Source organism: Metabacillus halosaccharovorans (assembly GCF_002019635.1).
In the GTDB taxonomy this organism is placed as follows: domain Bacteria; phylum Bacillota; class Bacilli; order Bacillales; family Bacillaceae; genus Metabacillus; species Metabacillus halosaccharovorans.
On sequence record NZ_KV917373.1, the window covers coordinates 46,268 to 70,262 of the forward strand.

The following is a 23,995-nucleotide window of genomic DNA, read 5'->3' on the forward strand; positions in this document are numbered from 1 at the left end:
GGTGAAGTCGTAACAAGGTAGCCGTATCGGAAGGTGCGGCTGGATCACCTCCTTTCTAAGGATATGAGGTACGCTTGGTATTTTGTTTAGTTTTGAGAGATCATTGTATTTCTCAATATATGTTCCTTGAAAACTAGATAACGAAAACAATTCAAGTAATTCACTGAGTTTAAACGCTTAGTTTAGTGATTCTCTTATTAATGAAGTAAATGACATCTTCGATGTCGAAGGTTAAGTTAGTAAGGGCGCACGGTGGATGCCTTGGCACTAGGAGCCGATGAAGGACGGTACTAACACCGATATGCTTCGGGGAGCTGTAAGTAAGCTTTGATCCGGAGATTTCCGAATGGGGAAACCCACTGCTCGTAATGGAGTAGTATTTTTACCTGAATACATAGGGTAATAAAGGCAGACCCGGGGAACTGAAACATCTAAGTACCCGGAGGAAGAGAAAGCAAACGCGATTTCCTGAGTAGCGGCGAGCGAAACGGAATTAGCCCAAACCAAGAGGCTTGCCTCTTGGGGTTGTAGGACACTCTATACGGAGTTACAAAGGAACGGAGTAAATGAAGAGGTCTGGAAAGGCCCGTCAAAGAAGGTAACAACCCTGTAGTTGAAACTTCGTTCCCTCCAGAGTGGATCCTGAGTACGGCGGGACACGTGAAATCCCGTCGGAAGCAGGGAGGACCATCTCCCAAGGCTAAATACTCCCTAGTGACCGATAGTGAACCAGTACCGTGAGGGAAAGGTGAAAAGCACCCCGGAAGGGGAGTGAAAGAGATCCTGAAACCGTGTGCCTACAAGTAGTCAAAGCCCGTTAATGGGTAATGGCGTGCCTTTTGTAGAATGAACCGGCGAGTTACGATCCCGTGCAAGGTTAAGTTGATAAGACGGAGCCGCAGCGAAAGCGAGTCTGAATAGGGCGAATGAGTACGTGGTCGTAGACCCGAAACCAGGTGATCTACCCATGTCCAGGGTGAAGTTCAGGTAACACTGAATGGAGGCCCGAACCCACGCACGTTGAAAAGTGCGGGGATGAGGTGTGGGTAGCGGAGAAATTCCAATCGAACTTGGAGATAGCTGGTTCTCTCCGAAATAGCTTTAGGGCTAGCCTTGAAATGAGAGTCTTGGAGGTAGAGCACTGATTGGACTAGGGGCCCCCATCGGGTTACCGAATTCAGTCAAACTCCGAATGCCAAAGACTTATGTTCAGGAGTCAGACTGCGAGTGATAAGATCCGTAGTCAAGAGGGAAACAGCCCAGACCACCAGCTAAGGTCCCAAAGTATACGTTAAGTGGAAAAGGATGTGGAGTTGCTTAGACAACCAGGATGTTGGCTTAGAAGCAGCCACCATTTAAAGAGTGCGTAATAGCTCACTGGTCGAGTGACTCTGCGCCGAAAATGTACCGGGGCTAAACGTATCACCGAAGCTGTGGATTGTTCTTTTAGAACAATGGTAGGAGAGCGTTCTAAGGGCTGAGAAGCGAGACCGGAAGGACTCGTGGAGCGCTTAGAAGTGAGAATGCCGGTATGAGTAGCGAAAGAGGGGTGAGAATCCCCTCCACCGAATGCCTAAGGTTTCCTGAGGAAGGCTCGTCCGCTCAGGGTTAGTCGGGACCTAAGCCGAGGCCGAAAGGCGTAGGCGATGGCCAACAGGTTGAAATTCCTGTACCACCTCCTCACCATTTGAGCAATGGGGGGACGCAGAAGGATAGGGTAAGCGCGCTGTTGGATATGCGCGTCCAAGCAGTTAGGCTGACAATGAGGCAAATCCCATTGTCACATAAGCTGAGCTGTGATGGCGAGGGAACTATAGTACCGAAGTTCCTGATTCCACACTGCCAAGAAAAGCCTCTAGCGAGGTGAGAGGTGCCCGTACCGCAAACCGACACAGGTAGGCGAGGAGAGAATCCTAAGGTGAGCGAGAGAACTCTCGTTAAGGAACTCGGCAAAATGACCCCGTAACTTCGGGAGAAGGGGTGCTTTTTAGGGTGAATAGCCCGGAAAAGCCGCAGTGAATAGGCCCAGGCGACTGTTTAGCAAAAACACAGGTCTCTGCGAAGCCGCAAGGCGAAGTATAGGGGCTGACGCCTGCCCGGTGCTGGAAGGTTAAGGGGAGAGGTTAGCGCAAGCGAAGCTTTGAACCGAAGCCCCAGTAAACGGCGGCCGTAACTATAACGGTCCTAAGGTAGCGAAATTCCTTGTCGGGTAAGTTCCGACCCGCACGAAAGGCGTAACGATCTGGGCACTGTCTCAACGAGAGACTCGGTGAAATTATAGTACCTGTGAAGATGCAGGTTACCCGCGACAGGACGGAAAGACCCCGTGGAGCTTTACTGTAGCCTGATATTGAATTTTGGTACAGCTTGTACAGGATAGGTAGGAGCCTGAGAAGCCGGAGCGCTAGCTTCGGTGGAGGCGTCGGTGGGATACTACCCTGGCTGTATTGAAATTCTAACCCACAGCCCAAATCGGGCTGGGAGACAGTGTCAGGTGGGCAGTTTGACTGGGGCGGTCGCCTCCTAAAATGTAACGGAGGCGCCCAAAGGTTCCCTCAGAATGGTTGGAAATCATTCGTAGAGTGTAAAGGCACAAGGGAGCTTGACTGCGAGACCTACAAGTCGAGCAGGGACGAAAGTCGGGCTTAGTGATCCGGTGGTTCCGCATGGAAGGGCCATCGCTCAACGGATAAAAGCTACCCCGGGGATAACAGGCTTATCTCCCCCAAGAGTCCACATCGACGGGGAGGTTTGGCACCTCGATGTCGGCTCATCGCATCCTGGGGCTGTAGTCGGTCCCAAGGGTTGGGCTGTTCGCCCATTAAAGCGGTACGCGAGCTGGGTTCAGAACGTCGTGAGACAGTTCGGTCCCTATCCGTCGTGGGCGTAGGAAATTTGAGAGGAGCTGTCCTTAGTACGAGAGGACCGGGATGGACGCACCGCTGGTGTACCAGTTGTCTTGCCAAAGGCATAGCTGGGTAGCTATGTGCGGAAGGGATAAGTGCTGAAAGCATCTAAGCATGAAGCCCCCCTCAAGATGAGATTTCCCATAGCGTAAGCTAGTAAGATCCCTGAAAGATGATCAGGTTGATAGGTCAGAGGTGGAAGCGCGGTGACGTGTGGAGCTGACTGATACTAATCGATCGAGGACTTAACCTAATAAAAAGCGTAAGCTTAGTGAATTGAATTGTGAATCGTTATCTAGTTTTGAAGGAATATGTATTCTTTCAATCTAATTTCATAGTAAGAGGGTTTCGAGAAACGAACAGTTCAAGGAATCGATTGAGGAGACACCGGAGCGTACTTCAGTACGTGAGGATGTTGACGAATGAGATGACGCAGAAATGTGAAGTTTATCGGAAGCCGTAAACTATATTATTTGGTGATGATGGCGAAGAGGTCACACCCGTTCCCATGCCGAACACGGAAGTTAAGCTCTTCAGCGCCGATGGTAGTTGGGGGTTTCCCCCTGTGAGAGTAGGACGTCGCCAAGTAAGAAGAGGAAGAAAAGATCAGTAGAGATACTGGTCTTTTTTTGTTGAAAAGCATGATATGAAGTTTTTCTGCAATGTAAATTTTTGATGAATTTTGTAGAATAGTTGATAAATTAAAATAATCGAAAATAAATTGCTGAAATCGAAGATAAAATGAAATAATCGCTGATAAATCCTCATAATCGTTGATAAATTAACTTAACTCCATGTTAATGTGTGCTTAGAGGGGCACATGAGGATCTGAACGCACAAGCTGACGCGGAGATTCGCCGCTTATCGCAAGCCGAAATCCGAACATGGAAGTTAAGCTCTTCAGCGCCGATGGTAGTTGGGGGTTTCCCCCTGTGAGAGTAGGACGTTGCCAAGTAAGAAGAGGAAGAAAAGATCAGTAGGGATACTGGTCTTTTTTTGTTGAAAAGCATGATATGAAGTTTTTCTGCAATGTAAATTTTTGATGAATTTTGTAGAATAGTTGATAAATTAAAATAATCGAAGATAAATTGCTAAAATCGAAGATAAAATGAAATAATCGTTGATAAATCCTCATAATCGGAGATAAATTAACTTAACTCCATGTTAATGTGTGCTTAGAGGGGCACATGAGGATCTGAACGAACAAGTTGACGCGGAGATTCGCCGCTTATCGCAAGCCGAAATCCGAACACGGAATTAAGCTCTTAGCACCGATGGCAGTTGGGGGTTTCCCCCTGTGAGAGTAGGACGTTGCCAAGTAAGAAGAGGAAAAAAGATCAGTAGAGATACTGGTCTTTTTTTGTGTGGAAAATAGAAACGATGGTAAGACAGTTGAAGGTAGAGGAAATCAAGGAAACTCTAATAGAGAAAATAAATCCTGGCAGCAGTACATTTGCAAAATTACCAATGTAATTTGCAAAAAAAAACTGAAAAAAGACAAAATAAATTCGTATTTTATAAGAAAAAATCAAAAAGCTGCAAAAAAGTAAACAAAACTTACAAGAATAAGGGGTGAGAGCTTTAAGTATGAACCAAAAACTAGAATGATTTTTCTGAAAACCTTTACATAATTAGCAATTTTAAGATTTATAGAAATACTGACCTTTTTGTGTGTAAAAAAATACAAACTGAAGCGAAAAAACACCGGCATAAGGCTTAGGAAAAGCATATTGAGGTAATAAAATTTACAACATTTACAAATACTTTAGATGTTGTAAATTTAAAGAAAAATTGGAGAATGAGATTATGAACCAAACTATTTATGAAAAGGTCGGCGGAGAAGAGACTGTTGCTAAGGTAGTTGATTACTTTTACTCAGAACTGGTGTTAAAAGATGACACAGTTAACCATTTTTTTAAGAATACCGACATGGAAAAGCAACGTAAACATCAAACAAAATTTATAAGTTTTGCTTTAGGTGGTCCCAATCAATACTCAGGTATATCTATGGAAAAAGCACATCAGGGACTAAATATTCAACCGGACCATTTCGATACAATTGCCAAACACCTACAACATGCACTTTCTCATTTTGGAGTAGAGGAATCAGATATTGAGGTTGCAATAGAAAAAGTAGCATCTTTAAGAGATGACATTATTTATAAATAAACAGTCTGGGCACGGGTCTACCGTGCTTTTTTTAATGCTTATTTTTATAAATACTGATTTCCTCCTTATTTTGTCCAAACCACTAAATCTCAATGGATATTATCTCTAATATTTGGGGTATTTGTACGTGCGAATTCAATGGTATCTTAGAAATATTAGATATGTATCCGCTTTCTTAGAGGAAATAGATAAAAAGGGGAGGGCTTATATATGAAATCAGTAGATAGCCTAAAAGTAGAAGAATTGCATTTTTTAAATACAGAGCTGCCACTTGAGACACGAGTAAATGACCTTGTTTCACGTTTTACATTTGAAGAAAAGGTAGAGCAGATGTGTCAGTATCAGCCTGCTATTCCTAGACTTGGTGTTAGAGCACATAAACAAGGAACAGAAGCAGCACATGGGATGGCATGGTTGGGTGAGGCGACTTCTTTTCCACAGCCGATCGGGCTTTCTTGTTCTTGGAATTCCGAACTGATGCAGGAAATAGGAGATGTTATTGGAACAGAGGCTCGTGCTTTTTATAAGAAAGATCCTGAGGTTAATGGATTAACTTTATGGGCTCCAACAGTTGACATGGAGCGAGATCCTCGTTGGGGAAGAACCGAGGAGGCCTACGGGGAGGATCCATATCTAACGGGGAAATTATCAGCAGCGATTGTAAAGGGAATTCAGGGAGATCATCCATTTTTCTTTAAAGCTGTGGCAACTCTTAAGCATTTCCTTGCGAATAACAATGAAATAGATCGGGGAAGTTGTTCAGCGAGTATTGATCCTAGGAATATGCATGAGTATTATTTAAAACCGTTTGAACTGCCATTTAAAGAGGGTGGAGCATACTCCATGATGACAGCCTATAATTCCATCAATGGAACACCTGCCCTACTTCACCCATATGTAAAAGAAATTGTGAAAGAAAAATGGGGAATGAATGGCTTTATTGTAAGTGATGCAGCTGATTTACTCGGGGTCGTAAATGATCATGGATATTATGATAACCATGCTGACTCTGTCGCACATGCGGTTAAAAACGGCATTGATAGTATGACAGATGATTTTAACACAACAACACAAGCAATCCGTGAGGCAATTGAGAGAGATCTTCTTTCTGAAAATGACTTAGAGCATGCATTGCGTAATACGTTTAGAGTTCGTTTTCTTCTTGGTGAATTTGATCCTGAAGAGAATAACCCATATGCAAGCATCCCTGAGTCTATTATTTGTGATCCAAAGCATAGTGAGTTATCAGCGAGAGCGGCAAAAGAGACGGTTGTATTACTTAAAAATGAAAACAACACATTGCCGTTGAGTAAAGAAAAGCTAAGCAAAGTAGCGGTTATTGGACCGTTAGGAGATATTGTGTATCGTGATTGGTATTCAGGCAATTTTCCATATCAGGTAACTCCTTTTGAAGGCATTAAAAAGAAATTGCAGGATAAGCAAGTGACGTTTAATAGTGGTAATGACAAGGTTATGTTCAAGTCTAATGATCAATACATCGGATTTGGCACAGCAGAAGACAATCCTTTAGTAGCAGATAAAGAGGCGAAAGAAGATGCTGCAACTTTTGAATTGTCTGATTGGGGCTGGAATAACTATACATTACGAAGCTTAGAGAATAGTAAGTATATGACAACGGCAGATGATGAACATGTTTCAGTTTCTGCAGATGAAGTGTACGGATGGTTTGTAAAAGAAGCGTTTCATCTCCTTCCAGATGAAAAAGATGATGTAAAAGTAACAACATGGAACCATCTAGCGATTCAAGTTAATGAAGAAAAGAAATTAGTGGTAGCGGATTCAAAGGATGCAGCTGATAGCACCTCTATTACAAAAGAAATCCTTGAAAATGGATTGGAAAAAGCTGTAGAAGCAGCAAAAAATTCAGAAGTTGCAATCGTGTTCGTTGGAAATAATCCGGTGATTAACGGTAAAGAAGAAATTGATCGTCCTGATATCACGTTAGCTGAATCACAAGAAAAATTAATTAAAGAAGTGTATAACGTAAACCCAAACACGATTGTCGTTGTGGTAGGTGGCTATCCTTTCGCAATCAATTGGGTTGACGAGAATATTCCGGCAGTTCTTTATACATCACATGCGGGCCAAGAGCTTGGCAATGCGATTAGTGATGTCCTATTCGGAGACTACAATCCGGCAGGTCGCTTAAACATGACATGGTACCGTTCTGTGGATCAACTACCTGATTTACTCGACTATGACATTATTAAAGGAAAGAGAACTTATCAATATTTTGATGGAGAAGCTTTGTATCCATTTGGTCATGGAAAATCATATAGTGAATTTGAGTATGGAGAGCTTAGCTTAAGTTCAAAAGAAATCAATGAAAATGGTGAAGTATCTGTAACGGTTAAGGTGAAAAATACGAGTGATGTACCTGGCGATGAAGTTGTACAGCTTTACGTTCATGCCAAACAATCCCGTTTCAAAAGACCGTTGAAACAATTAATTGGTTTTACAAGAGAGTATATTAGAGCAGGCGAAACAAAAGAAATTTCATTCAAAGTCCCTGCACACGAATTAGCTGTTTGGGATGTAACAAGAGACAAGTATACAGTTGAAACTGGAGCATATGCTCTCATGGTAGGACAATCTTCATCAGAAATTAAGGTCACAGAGGACCTGTTCATACATGGTGAAGTCATACCTCCGCGCAACTTATACAATGTAACACAAGCGGAAAATTACGATGATTACCATGAGGTATTAATTGATGAAGGAGAAAATGGGAAACACTCAGTTCATGCCAAAAACGCAGGCTCCTGGATCATGTTCTCAGATGTGGACCTAAGTCAAGGTGTTCAGTCACTAGAAGCACGAATTCTAGCAAAATCAACTGTATCAGAAATTGAAATCCGACTCGGCAGCCCTGAAGGTGACATACTTGGCACATTACAAGCTCAAACATCAACAGAATCATGGTCAACAAAAACATGTGCAATCGTCACAGAACAAAGACTAGAACACGCTGACATTTATTTTGTTTTCAAAGATTCACTTTCAATTAGTTACTTTCGGTTTATTGCCTAGGTTTTTCTTCCTTAAAGGGTGTTGATTGAGGTGGAAAGTACGAGTTACTGTTGTGTATGTTGAAGGACAATTTAATTTGGAATGAAGAGAGAAATGTCTTTCATTAGGTGTATGGGAGACATTTGGGATGAAAGAATCATAGAGTTATGTCTCTCATCCGATGCATGAAAGACATTTGGCAGGAAAGAACACAGAGTTATGTCTTTCACTCGGTGTATGAGGGACAATTCGAAGGAAAGAAACAGAGTGAATGTCTTTCACTTGAAGTATGAAGGACAATTTGAAGAAAGAAACAAAATGAATGTCCTTCAAGCGGCGTATGAAGGACAATTTGAAGAAAGAAACAAAGTGAATGTCCTTCAAGCGGCGTATGAAGGACAATTTGAAGGAAAGAAACAAAGTGAATGTCTTTCACCCGGCGTATGAAGGACAATTTGAAGAAAGAAACAGAGTCAATGTCTTTCACTCGGTATATGAAAGACATTCGACAGAAAACACACAGTAAAAAGTCTTTCTTCATCAGCTATAATAAGACATCCCCGCGAAAAGACAAGACTCAACAAGCGCATAGATCTCCATGCGCTTGTTAATGTTTAATAGACAGGAGTGAAACCATGAAAAATACTAACCCGATGAGATTATGGTATAAACAACCTGCACAAAAATGGGAAGAAGCACTTCCAATTGGTAACGGCCGTTTAGGAGGAATGGTATTCGGAGGTATTCAGCAAGAACGAATTCAACTCAATGAAGACACCCTTTGGTCAGGTGCTCCAGGTGACAAAATCAATGAGAAAGCACATCAACATCTGCAAACCGCACGAAATCTTATTTTTGAAAGTAAGTATGCGGAAGCGGAAAAGTTGATTGAATCCAACATGGTTGGCGAGGATGCTGAGGCATATCAACCACTGGGGGATCTTTACATTGAGCATCATCTAGACGAAGAACCTTCAAGCTACATAAGAGAATTGGACCTAACAACAGGAGTTGTGAAAACTGAATATGTAATAGGTGATACAACCTTCACAAGAGAAACCTTCATTAGTGAGCCTAATCAGGTCTTGGCAGTTCGAATTCAATCGAATCAACAGCCTATTCATATTACAACACATCTTCACTCCTTATTGCGTCACAGAGTTGAAGAGGTTGATCATAACAAACTGATTGTTCACGGCCGAAGTCCGATCTCGGTCAAAGTACCTGAAAAGATTGAGTATGATGATGACAGTGGATTGCAATTTCAAATTCATCTCCACGCAACTGCAGAGGAAGGAACGATTCAAATCCAGAATGGAAAAGTAGAGATTTCCAACACCCATTCTGTCACATTGTTCCTGACTGCCAAAACAAATTTTACAACGTTCGACCAAGAACCTGACAATAATTTGGAAAACATGAAATCAGAATGCAGAAAATGGATCCACAATGCATCTGAAAAAACTTTTGAAAGCTTAAAAGATTCACATATACACGACCATAACACTCTTTTTAACCGAGTCGACATCCAGCTTGGAAACTCTAAATATAGTAACCTGGCAACGGACGAACGGCTTGAATTATATAAGCAAGAAAAAAATGATCCAGAGCTTGAAGCGCTGTATTTTCAGTATGGAAGATATTTGCTGATCACAAGCTCACGCCCTGGCACACAGCCTGCTAATCTGCAGGGAATATGGAACCCGTTTATTCAGCCGCCATGGAATAGTGACTATACAACAAATATTAATACAGAGATGAATTACTGGTTAGCTGAAAGCTGTAACCTAAGTGAATGCCATGAGCCGCTGTTTTCTATGATTGATGATTTAAGTTTATCCGGGAAAAAAACAGCTTCAGAATTGTATGGAGCAAAAGGGTGGGCTGTTCATCATAATATAGATTTATGGCGGATGAGCACGCCATCTTCCGGGCAAGCATCATGGGCATTTTGGCCAATGGCAGGAGCATGGTTAACAAGTCATTTATGGGAGCGTTATCAATATACATTGGATGAGCAATTTTTAAAAAAGAAGGCTTATCCATTAATGAAAGGTGCAGCAGAATTTTGTTTTGATTGGTTGATCGAGGGGCCTGATGGGTATTTCGTTACCAATCCATCAACATCTCCGGAAAATAAGTTTTTAACTGAAGATGGGGAATCTTGCAGTGTGTCCGTTGCTTCCACAATGGACATGACGTTGATTAGAGAATTATTCACAAACTGTATTGAAGCAAGTCACATATTAAACATTGACGAAGGGTTTAGACATGAGCTGGAGAATGCGGTCAACCGACTCTTTCCTTTTCAAGTGAATGAAGAAGGCAGATTGCAAGAATGGTATAAAGACTTTCCTGAGCATGAGCCCGGACATCGTCATGTATCACATTTGTACGGGCTATATCCCGGCAATCAAATCAATGAAATCGAAACACCTGAATTAGTAGAGGCGGCAAGGAAAACGTTGGAATACAGGCTTCAAAATGGTGGCGGGCATACCGGGTGGAGCTGTGCATGGCTGATTAATTTATTTGCCAGACTTCACGATCACAAACAAGCTTATCACTATGTTCAAACATTGTTAGCCCGTTCAACACACCCAAACCTTTTTGATGATCATCCGCCATTTCAAATCGACGGAAACTTTGGGGGAACTGCGGGTATTGTAGAAATGCTTCTGCAAAGTCATTTAGGGAAAATTGAGTTACTGCCGGCACTCCCGCAAAATTGGTCAACTGGCTATGTAAAAGGGATTAAAGCCAGAGGCGGATTCACCGTCAATATTGAGTGGGAAAACGGACAACTAAGGCTGGCTGAAATTCAAGCAACAGGTAAAGGTAGCCTGCAAGTTTCATATAAAAACCACTCTTTCATTATTGAAAAAGAAGATGGTACAAGGGTATCGAATGCAGAAGCAGTCGAAATGAATGAGAATGAAAGAATATTTATTAAAAGTGAGGGAACATCATGATAAGTAAAAAAATACCGAAAATGATTTATGGTGGAGATTATAATCCTGAGCAGTATGATCTTGAAACAATGTTGGAAGATATGAGGATGTTTAAAAAGGCAAACATTGATTTTGTGCGTGTGAATATTTTTGCTTGGGCGACAAGTCAAAAGGATGAAGTCATATACGATTTTACATGGCTTGATGAGGTCATTGACACACTTCATCAACATGACATCAAAGTAGGGATTGGAACAGGGACAGCCGCACATCCTGCGTGGATGGCAAAAAAATACCCGGATATCCTGCGAACTGAATTTGATGGGAAAAGAAGAAAGTTCGGCGGGCGACATAACTCATGTCCAAACAGTCCGAACTACCGGAAATATGCCTCTTTATTTGTCGAGAAATTAGTTGATCGCTATCAGAACCATCCGTCAGTATTATTATGGAATATCTCAAATGAATGGGGCGGTGCATGCTATTGTGATAACTGTGAAAAAGAATTCCGTGTGTGGCTGAAAAAGAAATATGAAACACTGGACAAACTAAATAAAGCCTGGAATACAAGTTTCTGGGGACATACGTTTTATGATTGGGATGAAATTGTTGTTCCTAATCTTCTAAGTGAGCATTTCGGGGAAAGACAAACCATGTTCCAAGGGATTTCACTGGACTATGCCCGATTTAATTCTGATAGTATGTTGGAATGTCATAAAATCGAGTATGACATGATCAAGAGTGCCATGCCTGATTCAATTGTCACAACAAATATTATGGGTGCATACAAGCCGTTAGATTATCAAAAATGGGCGAAATATATGGATGTTATTGCATGGGATAACTACCCGGGAATTGATACACCTGTCAGCTTCACAGCGATGAGTCATGATTTAATGAGAGGATTAAAAGATGGTGAGCCTTTCATGTTAATGGAGCAAACACCTAGTCAGCAAAACTGGCAAGCATACAATGCCTTGAAACGACCTGGTGTGATGCGCTTATGGAGTTATCAAGCGGTTGCACATGGTTCAGATACCGTATTATTTTTCCAAATGAGACGTTCACAGGGGGCATGTGAGAAGTTTCATGGAGCGGTGATCGAACATATCGGACATGAAAATACAAGGGTATTCCGAGAAGTGGCTGAGCTTGGGGAAGAATTAGTCGATCTATCTGACACATTACTAGATTCACGGGTAAAATCGCGAGTCGCGATTGTGTTTGATTGGGATAACTGGTGGGCAACTGAATTCTCAAGTGGTCCATCTGCTTCATTAAAATATGTGGATGAAGTTCATAAATACTACCAAGCTTTCTTTAACCAAAACATCCAGGTGGATATGGTTAGTGTGGATACAGATTTATCGCAATATGATCTCGTTGTTGCACCTGTTCTTTATATGGTGAAGCAAGGCTATGCTGACAAAATAGAAAACTATGTTTCTAATGGAGGTACCTTCCTTACAACATTCTTCAGCGGAATTGTCGATGAACATGATCTTGTGACACTTGGCGGCTATCCAGGAGAACTTCGTAATGTTTTAGGGATTTGGTCAGAAGAAATTGATGCGCTGTCTCCAGAGCATAGAAATAAAATCGTCATAGATAAGCAGCTTGGTAACTTAAAAGGAGAATACAGCTGTAACCTGCTCTTTGACCTCATTCATTCTGAAGGGGCAGAAGTTCTGGCAACATATGGAGAGGATTTTTACAAAGGCATGCCGGTATTAACAAGAAATACATTTGGAAAAGGTCAGGCATGGTATGTTGCTTCAAGCGCTGATGATGAGTTTTTACAAGATTTAGTGAGTCATCTTGCAGAAGAGAAAGGATTCCAGGCTGAATTTACAACACCGGCAGGAGTTGAAATCACTAAACGTTACAAAGATGGTAAATGTTTTCTATTTGTTTTAAATCATACGAAAGAGGCTGTTCTAGTAAACATCCCGAATGTGAAGGGTATCAATTTACTAACAAAAGAACAAGTCCAGGAAAGAGTAGACATTCCGGCATACGGAGTAGCCATTATCGAACAAAAATAAATATGAGGATGAAAGGCCTTATAAGGGTCTTTCATCCATCTTTACAAAAGGAAGAAGTATAAATTTTATACTTAGTTTTGGTGTCTAGCTCCGAAGCACAGGATGTGCAAGTGCAGTCAATGCGACAGGACGTCGCGATTTTTGACTGCCAGCGCCTATCGCCTATCAAACTTCGGATCATCTCCCTACGATAAGTCAACATCGGTTCGCTTCGCTTACCGTGTTTCCTAAATCTTTAGTCGATGCTCCTCCAGTTTGTACGGCGATGATCAAGGCGCTTGCGCTTTTCTTATGGTATGGTAGAAAGATAATATTGCACAATAAAATGTTTGCGCTTACAATTGAATTTATATAAAATTTTAACGAAACAGCTGGTGTAATCATGAAATCTCTTATTCGTTTGTTTAACAATATGAAAATTCAATCAAAAATTGTCGTTTCCTTTATGGTTGCTGTGATGATTCCTCTTTTAATGGTAGGGATATTTTTAACGCATGAACTCCGATCAACGGCGCTTGATGATGCAAAAGAACAATCTGCAGCCAATGTGGAACGTGTGAAAAAGCGGACAGCTGAAGCATTGGAAAAGGCCATTTACGTTTCAGATAATGTAACATTGGACCATCAATTAGAACGGATTGTGAATACAACCTATCAAACAACTCAAGAAGTGTTCATCGCCTATGATTCTTACACAAAGTTTGCAGAATACAAGGAAACATTTAAAGAAATATCAAATATCAGGCTTTATACAGAAAATACAACCATGCTGAACAACTGGGAGTTCATACCACAGTCAAATGTTGAGGTTAAGCCGTTTTGGTACCATTCGGCGGAACGGGCAAATGGATTAATTGGCTGGTTTTATATACCGGATGAAACAAAGAATGATCAAGAATATTTAAGCTTGGTCCGCAATATTAAGTATTCAAATTACAAAACAAATGCCGTTTTGGTAATTAATATTAGAAATGACTATCTTTATGAAATTTTAAGTCAGGAACAATCGCCGATGATGGTTGTTGATGAAAACAATAATATCGTTGTTTCGAACCGTAAAGAATATATTGGCAAAAAGCTTCTAAGTACAGTGGAGTCTGAAATTCCTCTAGATGGAGCAACAGGTTCTTATAATGGAAAATTGGATGGAGAAGACGCAGAAGTCTTAATTGATACCCTCCTGACAGATGATAGCCAAAATGAATTAAAATTTGTATCTGTGATTCCAAACAAAGTGATTATGGCTGATGCAGATCGGTTTGTGAAACATGGACTTTTGGTTATGGGAATTAGTTTAATTGTTGCATTATTATTGATTACCTTTTTTACAAAAATTTTATCTAACCGGATTATTACGTTAAATAGGCAAATTAAAAGGGTTGGAGAAGGAAACCTGGATGCAGTCATTCATGTACAAGGCTCAGATGAAATTGGCCTTTTGTCGAATCAAATTAATAAAATGGTGACAAATATTAAAGAATTGATTGATGAGGTTGAAAAGGTTCATATCGAAAAAAATATATTAGAAAAACGTCAGCAGGAAATTAAGCTGAAAATGATGGCAAGCCAAATCAATCCGCATTTCTTATTTAATGCGCTGGAGTCGATTCGCATGAAGGCGCATATAAAAGGAGAAAAAGAGATTGCCAGTGTTGTAAAAGTACTTGGTAAATTAATGAGAAAAAGCATTTCAGTCACGGGAGAAATGGTGCCGCTAAAACATGAAATCGACTTAATAAAATGCTACTTGGATATTCAAAAATTTCGATATGGCGACAGGCTGGATTATCAATTAAAGATTGATCCAAAATCGGAGCAACTCTTGATTAATCCCCTCATCATTCAACCATTAGTTGAAAATGCTGTCATCCATGGATTAGAGAATAAAGAGAAAGATGGAAAAGTCATTGTTGAAGCGAAAGTGAATGAACATTTTTTAATGGTTTGTGTCTTGGACAATGGAGTAGGTATGAGTGAAGAAAAGCTAAAGTCCATCAAGGAAACATTAAAAAATGTTGATGATAATCGTGAGAATCGAATCGGCCTTCTTAATGTCCATCAAAGGTTAAGCTTGACCTTTGGAGAGCAAAGCGGCCTTCAGATCGAGAGTCATCCTTCAACAGGAACAGAGATTTGCTTTGTGATCGATATAAGGGGGAATCTTCATGTATAAAGTATTAATTGTTGACGACGAACCGATGATTAGAGAAGGATTACGTACACTAATTCCTTGGACAAGCTATGGTTTCGAAATAATAGATTCTGCATCAAATGGAAAAGAAGCACTCGAAAAGTACCGTAACCATCATTTTGATCTGATTATCGCGGATATCCGCATGCCGGAAATGAGCGGGATTACACTCATCGAAACAATCCGTGAACACGATAAAGATATCAATTTTATCATCCTAAGCGGCCATGCCGATTTTGAATATGCGAGAAAAGCAATAAGTGCCAGAGTCGTTGGCTATTTATTAAAGCCTGTTGACGAGGACGAATTAGTCGAATATTTGGAGAAACTAAAAAAGAAATTAGATCAACAGCATACACTAGATGAGTTGAAAATGAGTAACCAAACAGTCCTCAAAAATAATTTTATCCTCTCACTTTTGCATGATGAAAATGTTGATCAGAAAACAGTAGAGGATGAATTAATAGTTTGGCAGCTTAATTCAAAGGAATATCAAATCATTCTATTTAAATATTTATCTGCTAATAACATGGATATAGATGAAGTGAAGCAGCTCCTTGCTCAGTCGTTTGAACCTGACAGAGGAGCATTATTTAGCAATGATTCAGGAATTGGAATGATTTTAAAGGATATACCCAAAACACAGGAATCCTATCAATATCTACTTGAAACAATTAAAAAGATCGTGCATATCTATGATCCCGTTATAAGTGTTAGTGAAGTTGTGACTAGTATTGAAGACTTATCAGAAGCATTTCGGCAGGCGAATCAGTTACTGGAACACCATTTCTTTTTTGAGGAAAGGGGATTCCTGAGTAAGGATTCGAAGCCAATTATCCCTCCACAAGAGGTAAGAATGGAAAGAGCGGACGTTTTTGAAGCGATCCTGGACTCCTATGCTGAGAAACTCTACTTTGCCATTGATATTGCGAGTCAGATGGGAATAGAAGAAAGATTAATAGAAATTGCCCAATTGCTTGTCAATGAACGATCGACCGAAGATCAAATAAAAAGATATTACTTTCGAATTCTATCATCCGTATTAAATAAATGCTCTGCCGAAAAATCCGAAATCCAATCTGTTCTGTCTGAAGTTTCGGAAAGTATGGTGGATATCTATAAGCAAACCAATCTGTCTCAACTGATGAACTATATTCAAAAGCTTTTGATGAAAATTATGAGCAGCTTAGAATATGGAGATCAGCATGACCAAATGAAACGGCTGGAAGACTTCATCCTAAGAAACTACCATAAACATTTAAAACTAGAAATGCTTGCAGAAATCTTTAACTATAACAGCGCTTATTTAGGAAAATTATTTAAAAATCACACAGGGGAATACTTCAACACCTACCTCGATAAAGTGAGAATCGAAAACGCCAAAAAACTACTAAACCAAGGGTTAAAAGTATACCAAGTCGCAGAACAAGTCGGATTCACAAATGTGGATTACTTCCATAACAAATTTAAAAAATACGTAGGCTCTTCTCCATCTACGTATCGGAAGAAAGTAAAGTAATGATATATGTATGTGAAATGTCCTTCATCGGTAGTGTGAGGGGCTTTTTTGTTTTGGTTGGTGGATGAAGGACATTTAAGTGGGGGAAGAAGAGGGGGTTGTCTTTCATAAGGTGGCTGAAGGACATATGGGTGGGGAAAGCAGAGGGATATGTCTTTCATTAGGTAGATGAGGGACATTTGGGTGGGGAAAGCAGAGGGATATGTCTTTCATAAGGAGGATGAAGAACATATGGGTGGGGAAAGCAGAGGTATTTGTCTTTCAGAAGGAGGATGAAGAACATTTGGTTGGAGAAAGCAGAGGTATTTGTCTTTCATCAGAAGGATGAAAGACATTTTGGGTATGGACAAAACCGAGTTATGTCCTTCAACCATACTACACACCCATTATAAAATTTTTACATGATTTTACGTCTAATTTGTTAGGTACTTTCTTATTTTTGTATGCGTTATCATTTAGCTATAGATAAGGGGGGAACGTTATGAAGGCGGTTGTTAAAAATACAGAAGCCAATGTAAAAGAGGTGTCCTTAAAGAGGAATAAGAGAAGCTTTTGGCAAACATTTGTACAGCAAAAGTACTTATATATGATGTCTGTCCCGTTTATAATTTTAGTTCTGATTTTTAATTATTTCCCTTTATGGGGATGGACGATGGCCTTTCAAGATTACAAGCCTGCACGATCTTTTACTGAGCAGGAGTGGGTCGGGTTTGAACATTTTATACAATTATTTAGTGATGAACGGTTTTATTTAGCTCTGCGGAATACGTTAGGTATGAGTTTGCTCGGGTTAACAATTGGATTTGTGATGCCGATCATATTTGCCGTATTGATTAATGAGGTTCGGATTAATTTTTTAAAGAGAACCGTGCAAACGATTACTTATTTACCGCACTTTGTTTCCTGGGTTGTTGTCGCAGGAATTGTTACGAAAATGCTCTCCATAGATGGCGGTGTAATTAATGAATTGCTCATAAGCTGGGGAATGATTGACAAGCCGGTTCAGTTTATGGCAAAGGGTGAGTATTTCTGGGGAATTGTTGTTGCAGCTGATATTTGGAAGGAAATGGGCTGGAATGCCATTATCTTTTTAGCTGCTATTGCCGGAATCGATCCACAGCTATATGAAGCGGCAAAAGTAGATGGTGCCGGAAGACTAAGAAGAATTTGGCATGTTACATTGCCGGGTATCCGTCCTACGATTTTAGTTCTGCTTATTTTAAATATTGGTCATTTAACAACAATTGGATTTGAAAAGCAATTGTTACTCGGTAATCCGCTCGTTGTTGACTTTGCTGAAGTATTAGATCTTTATGCACTGAATTATGGTATCGGATTGGGACGTTTCTCTTACGGTACGGCGATTGGTATTTTTAACTCTGTTGTAAGCATTATTCTACTATTTATTGCAAATGGCATTTTTAAACGCTATGCAAATCAAAGTGTCATGTAAGGGAGGGGAAAATCATGGCTAATAAAATGACAACATTCAGTCGAACGAAGCTTAATGAAAGAACATTTGATACAGTCATATATGTGTATTTAACGTTAATTACGATTGTCACCCTTTATCCGTTTTTAAATGTATTAGCCGTTTCATTGAATGAATCGGTTGATACCGTAAAGGGAGGCATTCATATATGGCCAAGGGAGTTTACCCTTGATAACTATAAAGAAATCTTTAAGTATGACAATTTAGTAACGGGCTTTATTAACTCAACTTCCAGAACCATCATTGGAACGATTCTGGGTGTGCTTTCATCGGCAATGGTTGCTTATACATTAAGTCGTGCTGACTTTCAAGGCAGAAAGCTCTTTTCTACGATTCTCGTTTTGACCATGTATTTTTCCGGAGGACTGATTCCCGGATACATGTTAATCAGAGATTTGGGTTTAATTAACAGCTACTATGTGTACATTATCCCGGGTATAGTGAATGCCTTTAATATTATTATTGTTCGGTCGTTTATCGATGGACTTCCATACTCTCTACAAGAATCAGCGAAAATTGATGGAGCGAATGATTTCACGATTTTCTGGAAAATTATTTTACCGTTATGTAAGCCTGTGTTAGCGACAGTTGCATTGTTTGTCGCGGTTGGGCACTGGAATTCCTGGTTTGATACGTATCTTTATAACAGTATGAATGAGGGATTAACGACATTACAGTATGAATTGATGAAAATATTGCAAAACACGTCAATGGGTAGTACAGATCCAGATGCGATGAAAGGTTTATCAACAGAGCAATTGAAGAGTGTTGTATCACCTGAATCGATTAAAATGGCGATTTCAATGGTTACGATTGTTCCAATCTTAATTGTTTATCCTTTTGTGCAAAAGTATTTTGTTCAAGGTATGACTATTGGTGCAGTGAAGAGTTGATTGTAAATCAATTCTTCACTTTAAGGAGGTGAATCTTGAAGATTTGTCTTGTATAAAGTGATCTTTTTCCTTAAACTATAAAAACATTAGGGGGTACATGATGAAGAAGCGTTCGATGAAAATGATGCTGTTTTTGTTACTTAGTTTCGTGCTTGTTCTTTCAGGATGTAGTAGTAAATCGTCTTCAGATGAGGGTGATGGTAAAAAAGACGGTGTGACAGAGCTTACGTTATTTAGTGCTGATATACATTCACAATGGGATGATATGCAAAGTCCGGTTAGTAAACTTGTGACAGAAAAAACGGGTGTTACTATTAATCCGGAGTTTGATGTAAACGGTGGAACACAAAAAATCGCGTTAATGGTGGCTAGTGGTGAATATCCTGACTTGATTGTTCCTAAAGGTGGAGCGGGAACACTTGTTGAAGCAGGTGCACTTATTGATCTTACCGACTTAATTGAAGAACATGCACCAAATTTAAAGAAAATTTATGGAGACTATTTAAGCCGTTTAAAATGGAGCAATGATGATGAAAGCATTTATATTCTTCCAACAGCGGCAATTGATCAACAATACTTTAACCCAAGTCATGGTGTAGGATTACAGCATGCAGTCGTAAAAGAATTAGGTTATCCGGAAATCAAGACATTAAAGGATTTTGAAAACGCTATCAGAGACTACAAAGAAAAGAACCCGACAATTGATGGGCAACCAACTCTTGGTTTATCTCTTCTAGCAGATGACTGGCGTATAATGATTTCGACAACAAATCCGGCTTTCTGGTCAACAGGAGCATCTGATGATGGAGAATTCTATGTTGATCCTGAAACATATGAAGCGACATTCCATTACAAACGTCCAGAGGAAAAAGAATACTTCCGTTGGTTAAACCATATGAATGATGAAGGATTACTTGATCCTGAAAGTTTTGTACAAAAATATGATCAATATTTAGCTAAGCTATCATCAGGTCGTGTACTTGGTATTATTGATGATGATTGGCAATTTGCTGAGGCACAACGTTCTTTACGTGAACAAGGTAAGGCAGATAAAATGTATGGTTTATACCCTGCAACACTATCTGAAGATATCAAACATGCCAATTTCCAAAGTGCTGGTTACTTAGCTGGTTGGGGTATTGGGATCTCAGTTGATGCAGAAGACCCTGTAGCAGCGATTAAATTCCTTGATTTCCTAGCATCAGAAGAAGGGCAAACTCTACAAAACTGGGGTATCGAAGGCGAACACTACGAAATGGTTGACGGCAAGCGTGTCATCTCTGAAGAAGAGATGGATGAAAGAAATAACAATGCAAATTATGTAAAAGAAACAGGTGTAGGTGTGTTAAAAGGTTTTGCACCGTCATATGGTGATGGAGTTGAAGATTCAACAGGACAAACCTATACAATCGCTTCACCGGAGCAAGTGAAAGATTCTTATACAGATGTTGAAAAAGAAGTGTTAACAAACTATGGAGTTGAAATGTGGAAAGATCTGTATCCACAAGCAGAAGAGTTCCCTGTTAAACCTTGGGGAGCAGCATTTAACATAACAGTTCCAGGTGATTCAGAATTAGCATTAATTGAACAAAAAGTGTTAGATATTGTGAAGAAACGAATTCCTGAAGTCATTTTAGCAGACCCGGCAGATTTTGATAAACTTTATGATAATTTCTTAGCTGAAATTGATAAAGCAGGAGCAAAAGATGCTGAAAAAATGCGTACTGACTTAATTAAGGATCGAGTTAAGCTATGGAATAACTAAAATGAAAGGACGGTTCGCGCTGAACCGTCCTTTTTAATCTTCTATTTTAAAGGTTAACCACATTCTGTTCTGTTAATTCTCGTCGGCGTTCGAGTTCTTTACTCATTTCTTTTCGCTGACCGTCGAGTTTATAGAATAATGTAGTAACAATAATAAGCGCACAAAGCACCAATGGTGTCCAAATAAAGCTGATTTCAATAAATTGCAGAGCAGTTGGTGTTTGTGTTGCATTTGGTACGTATCCGCCCATACTTAATAGCAAACCGATAAAAGCGCTCGCAAGTCCCATGCTTCCTTTTACGAAAAAGCCTTGGAAAGCGGCAATCATACCGGAAATACTTCTTTTTTTCTTGTACTCTGAATAATCAATAACATCCGGTTGGATCGCAAATGTTGTACCGAAGATTCCATAGATGCCAAGACCTGTAACGGCAAGACCTGCAACAAGTAGTACAGCTGATGATTTTCCAAAATAAATCATTAAGTCTCCAACAATAAAGATCGCTGTACTTAATAACAGAACGTTTTTCTTGGGCATAAGCTTTTGAAGCCAAGGTAACAAAAATAACATAGGTAACCCGGATAAAATACCGAACAGCCCTACGAAAGTCAGCCAATCAGTACGTCCTAGATTATAGGTGAAATAATAAATAACCGTTGTATTTCTAATAACAAATAGCGCAAAGTACAGGAAGTTTAAAATTAAGAAAATAAATGTTTGACCTGTCAGTCCTTTTAAGTCTTCTTTAATAGACGACTTGCCAGGTTGAATTGACGGTGGAATAACTTCTTTTGTGCTCATAAAGGTATATACAAACAATATCATCGCTAATATACCGTAGAGAGTCATTGTAATCAGAAATCCTTTTTGTGTATCTCCCTGCCCGAAGAACTCTACTAACGGCATGGTAATTGACATTACTAAAGCGGTTCCAATTAATGCGCAAATCATTCTTGTTGAAACTAACCAGTTACGTTCATGAAGATCTGAGGTAAGTCTTGGAACAATGGTATTCAATGGTATATTTACGACTGTATAAGCCGTGCATAGCAACGTATATGTCACATAAGCCCAAATTAGTTTTCCGTTCATGCTGAAGTCAGGAACAATAAATGTCATCACCGTAAAGATCGCAAACGGCAGTGCACCAATGATAAAGTAAGGTCTGCCTTGGCCCCATTTAGTGTTTGTTCGGTCTACGAGAATTCCCATCCCTGTATCTGTTAAGGCATCAATAATTTTTGTTACTAACATAAGTGTTCCTGCGGCTGCTGCTGTGATACCAAACACATCTGTATAAAAAAACATTAAGTAAGAAGCCATTGTGCTGAATACAAGGTTACAGCCTAAATCTCCAACACCATATCCAATTCTTTTTGTCCATTGTTTCATGAAAATCACATCTCCTTTTCGGAAATTGCTTTTTTAAAGTAGGCTGTTAATTGCAGCAAGAGATACTCTCTGCGCTGCAATCGACAAGAAGGGTTTTACATTTTGCAAATAAAGTTATGATAGTTTTGTCAACGTTTTCATATCTTGCTTTAAATTTTGATAAATAGATTTGTAGACTTTGTAATAGTCATTGTATTTTTCATGATTTTCTTTATTAGGCATAATCTTTTCATCTAATACCTGCCATTTTTTCACGTCTTCATAAGAGAGAAGACCTGTTCCGATTCCTGCCAGCATGACATCTCCCATATTTGCTTCAACATCATGGAGCGGACAGACAACTGGATAGCCGGTAACATCCGCAAAGATTTGTCTCCATAGTTTAGACTTGGTAACACCGCCAGCAAGCAGGATATATTCGCCCAGATTTTCGCCGGTTGCTTCCATTGCATCACGTAATGAGAAGGCAACTGCTTCTAAAAATGCCCGGTAAATATGGGCCTTTGAATGGGCTAGTGAAAGTCCGACAATTGTTCCTTTAGCATCTGAATCCCAAATTGGACTTCTTTCCCCCATAAAGTATGGAAGGACAATCAATCCCTCGCTGCCAGCCGGAATGTTGGCCGCTTGCTCATTCAAGACATCATAAGCATTTTTTCCACCGGCTTTTTCCTGCTCGATTTCAAATTGACACATGGTTTGACGGAACCATTTCACGATTGCTCCTGCTGTTGCACCGCCTGCAAAGTAGTAAGATAACTTTTTCGCATCATAAAGGTAAGGCCAAACAATCAAATCTTTACCCTTTACAGGTTTGTCAGAAATTAATGCGGCACACATCGAGGTTCCGATCGCTGCAGCATAAATACCAGATTCAAAGACTCCAAGTCCGATGTTTGCAGCACCACAATCGATTCCGCTTGCAATAACCGGCATTCCTTCTGATAAGCCAAGCTCAACGGCAGCCTCCTTCATTAAGCCGCCAACAATATCAGTCGATTCTACGATTTTCTCGGGCATCATGGTGAGGGGAATCCCCATTTTATCCATCATTTCTTTGGACCATGTTCTGTTGTTCATATCGAAAATACCGCCGATATTTCCTGCAGAAGAGTAATCAATGGCGATCTCACCGGTTAGCTTATAGATGACATAGTCATTAGGTGGGAGAAAGAGCTTTGTTTTCTTCCAATTTTCCGGTTCATTGTTTTTCATCCATAGTATTTTTGTATATCCATAGTAAGGATCTGCTCCATTATGGGTGATTTCCAGCAGTTTTTCTTCTCCGATCGTATCTAAGACCCACTTTGTTTCTGCTTCTGCCCGGCGGTCCATCCAGATCATACAAGGACGGACAGGTTCCATCCTTTCATCAAGAGGGATTCCGGACCCTCCATAAAGGCCGCTAATTGCAAGTCCACGGATGTTTCCGGCTGGAATCCCTGACTTTTGTACAGTATTTTTAATGGAAGCTATAGCAGCCTGCAGCCATACATCAGGCCATTGCTCAGCCCATAAAGGCTTTGGAGTCAAGACATCATATTCTTGTAAATCCTGAGCAATAAGGTTCCCGTCTGTGTCCATTAAAATCGTTTTGGTACCTGATGTTCCGATATCTGTTCCAAGTAAGTAATTCATAGG

At 40.1% G+C, this 23,995-nt stretch carries 12 protein-coding genes and 3 rRNA genes (1 of these 15 only partly in view); 13 read left to right on the forward strand and 2 right to left on the reverse strand.

Annotated elements, in window-relative coordinates:
* The 13 genes from BK577_RS26295 to BK577_RS24660 form a co-directional block, all read left to right on the forward strand.
* Positions 1 to 55, forward strand: a 16S ribosomal RNA gene (locus BK577_RS26295) (it extends 957 nt beyond the left edge of the window).
* Between the two features lie 174 nt (positions 56 to 229).
* Positions 230 to 3,159 (forward strand): 23S ribosomal RNA (locus BK577_RS24600).
* Positions 3,160 to 3,378: 219 nt separating this feature from the next.
* A 5S ribosomal RNA gene (gene rrf, locus BK577_RS24605) occupies positions 3,379 to 3,494 on the forward strand.
* The 16S, 23S and 5S rRNA genes sit together here, the layout of an rRNA operon.
* A 1,218-nt stretch (positions 3,495 to 4,712) precedes the next feature.
* Entirely contained in the window at positions 4,713 to 5,075 is a 363-nt protein-coding gene (locus BK577_RS24615; protein WP_078435436.1) for a group I truncated hemoglobin, read from the forward strand.
* 210 nt (positions 5,076 to 5,285) lie between these two features.
* On the forward strand, positions 5,286 to 8,126 hold the full coding sequence (locus BK577_RS24620) for a glycoside hydrolase family 3 protein (protein ID WP_078435437.1): 2,841 nt from the start codon (positions 5,286 to 5,288) through the stop codon (positions 8,124 to 8,126).
* A 246-nt stretch (positions 8,127 to 8,372) separates the two neighbouring features.
* Entirely contained in the window at positions 8,373 to 8,552 is a 180-nt protein-coding gene (locus BK577_RS24625) for a hypothetical protein (RefSeq protein WP_078435438.1), read from the forward strand.
* Positions 8,553 to 8,740: 188 nt separating this feature from the next.
* Positions 8,741 to 11,077, forward strand: a complete 2,337-nt coding sequence (locus BK577_RS24630; RefSeq protein WP_078435439.1) for a glycoside hydrolase family 95 protein — start codon at positions 8,741 to 8,743, stop codon at positions 11,075 to 11,077.
* Positions 11,074 to 13,101, forward strand: a complete 2,028-nt coding sequence (locus BK577_RS24635; protein WP_078435440.1) for a beta-galactosidase — start codon at positions 11,074 to 11,076, stop codon at positions 13,099 to 13,101. Before BK577_RS24630 ends, BK577_RS24635 begins: the two co-directional genes overlap by 4 nt.
* A 382-nt stretch (positions 13,102 to 13,483) precedes the next feature.
* On the forward strand, positions 13,484 to 15,274 hold the full coding sequence (locus BK577_RS24640) for a sensor histidine kinase (RefSeq protein WP_078435441.1): 1,791 nt from the start codon (positions 13,484 to 13,486) through the stop codon (positions 15,272 to 15,274).
* Positions 15,267 to 16,811 carry a response regulator transcription factor gene (locus tag BK577_RS24645; protein ID WP_078435442.1) on the forward strand — a complete coding sequence of 515 codons (1,545 nt, stop codon included), beginning with the start codon at positions 15,267 to 15,269 and terminating at the stop codon, positions 16,809 to 16,811. The genes BK577_RS24640 and BK577_RS24645 overlap by 8 nt, the downstream gene beginning before the upstream one ends.
* Before the next feature lie 481 nt (positions 16,812 to 17,292).
* Complete coding sequence (locus BK577_RS24650) at positions 17,293 to 18,264, forward strand: ABC transporter permease (protein WP_078435443.1); 972 nt, start codon at positions 17,293 to 17,295, stop codon at positions 18,262 to 18,264.
* A 14-nt stretch (positions 18,265 to 18,278) separates the two neighbouring features.
* Positions 18,279 to 19,196 (forward strand): carbohydrate ABC transporter permease, encoded by a 918-nt coding sequence (locus BK577_RS24655; protein WP_078435444.1) that lies wholly within the window; start codon positions 18,279 to 18,281, stop codon positions 19,194 to 19,196.
* A 97-nt stretch (positions 19,197 to 19,293) separates the two neighbouring features.
* Positions 19,294 to 20,961, forward strand: coding sequence for an ABC transporter substrate-binding protein (locus BK577_RS24660; RefSeq protein ID WP_078435445.1), 1,668 nt, complete (start codon positions 19,294 to 19,296; stop codon positions 20,959 to 20,961).
* 46 nt (positions 20,962 to 21,007) lie between these two features.
* On the opposite strand, the gene BK577_RS24665 is transcribed toward BK577_RS24660, so the two are convergent.
* Positions 21,008 to 22,354 carry an MFS transporter gene (locus tag BK577_RS24665; protein ID WP_026562653.1) on the reverse strand — a complete coding sequence of 449 codons (1,347 nt, stop codon included), beginning with the start codon at positions 22,352 to 22,354 and terminating at the stop codon, positions 21,008 to 21,010.
* A gap of 114 nt (positions 22,355 to 22,468) precedes the next feature.
* Positions 22,469 to 23,992, reverse strand: a complete 1,524-nt coding sequence (locus BK577_RS24670) for an FGGY-family carbohydrate kinase (RefSeq protein ID WP_078435446.1) — start codon at positions 23,990 to 23,992, stop codon at positions 22,469 to 22,471.
* Positions 23,993 to 23,995: the final 3 nt, after the last annotated feature.

Bases quoted from the DNA above. Each gene is read 5' to 3' on its own strand.
- BK577_RS24615 (WP_078435436.1), top strand. From the start codon at position 4,713: ATGAACCAAACTATTTATGAAAAGGTCGGCGGAGAAGAGACTGTTGCT.
- BK577_RS24620 (WP_078435437.1), top strand. From the start codon at position 5,286: ATGAAATCAGTAGATAGCCTAAAAGTAGAAGAATTGCATTTTTTAAAT.
- BK577_RS24630 (WP_078435439.1), top strand. From the start codon at position 8,741: ATGAAAAATACTAACCCGATGAGATTATGGTATAAACAACCTGCACAA.
- BK577_RS24635 (WP_078435440.1), top strand. From the start codon at position 11,074: ATGATAAGTAAAAAAATACCGAAAATGATTTATGGTGGAGATTATAAT.
- BK577_RS24640 (WP_078435441.1), top strand. From the start codon at position 13,484: ATGAAATCTCTTATTCGTTTGTTTAACAATATGAAAATTCAATCAAAA.
- BK577_RS24645 (WP_078435442.1), top strand. From the start codon at position 15,267: ATGTATAAAGTATTAATTGTTGACGACGAACCGATGATTAGAGAAGGA.
- BK577_RS24650 (WP_078435443.1), top strand. From the start codon at position 17,293: ATGAAGGCGGTTGTTAAAAATACAGAAGCCAATGTAAAAGAGGTGTCC.
- BK577_RS24655 (WP_078435444.1), top strand. From the start codon at position 18,279: ATGGCTAATAAAATGACAACATTCAGTCGAACGAAGCTTAATGAAAGA.
- BK577_RS24660 (WP_078435445.1), top strand. From the start codon at position 19,294: ATGATGAAGAAGCGTTCGATGAAAATGATGCTGTTTTTGTTACTTAGT.
- BK577_RS24665 (WP_026562653.1), bottom strand. From the start codon at position 22,354: ATGAAACAATGGACAAAAAGAATTGGATATGGTGTTGGAGATTTAGGC.
- BK577_RS24670 (WP_078435446.1), bottom strand. From the start codon at position 23,992: ATGAATTACTTACTTGGAACAGATATCGGAACATCAGGTACCAAAACG.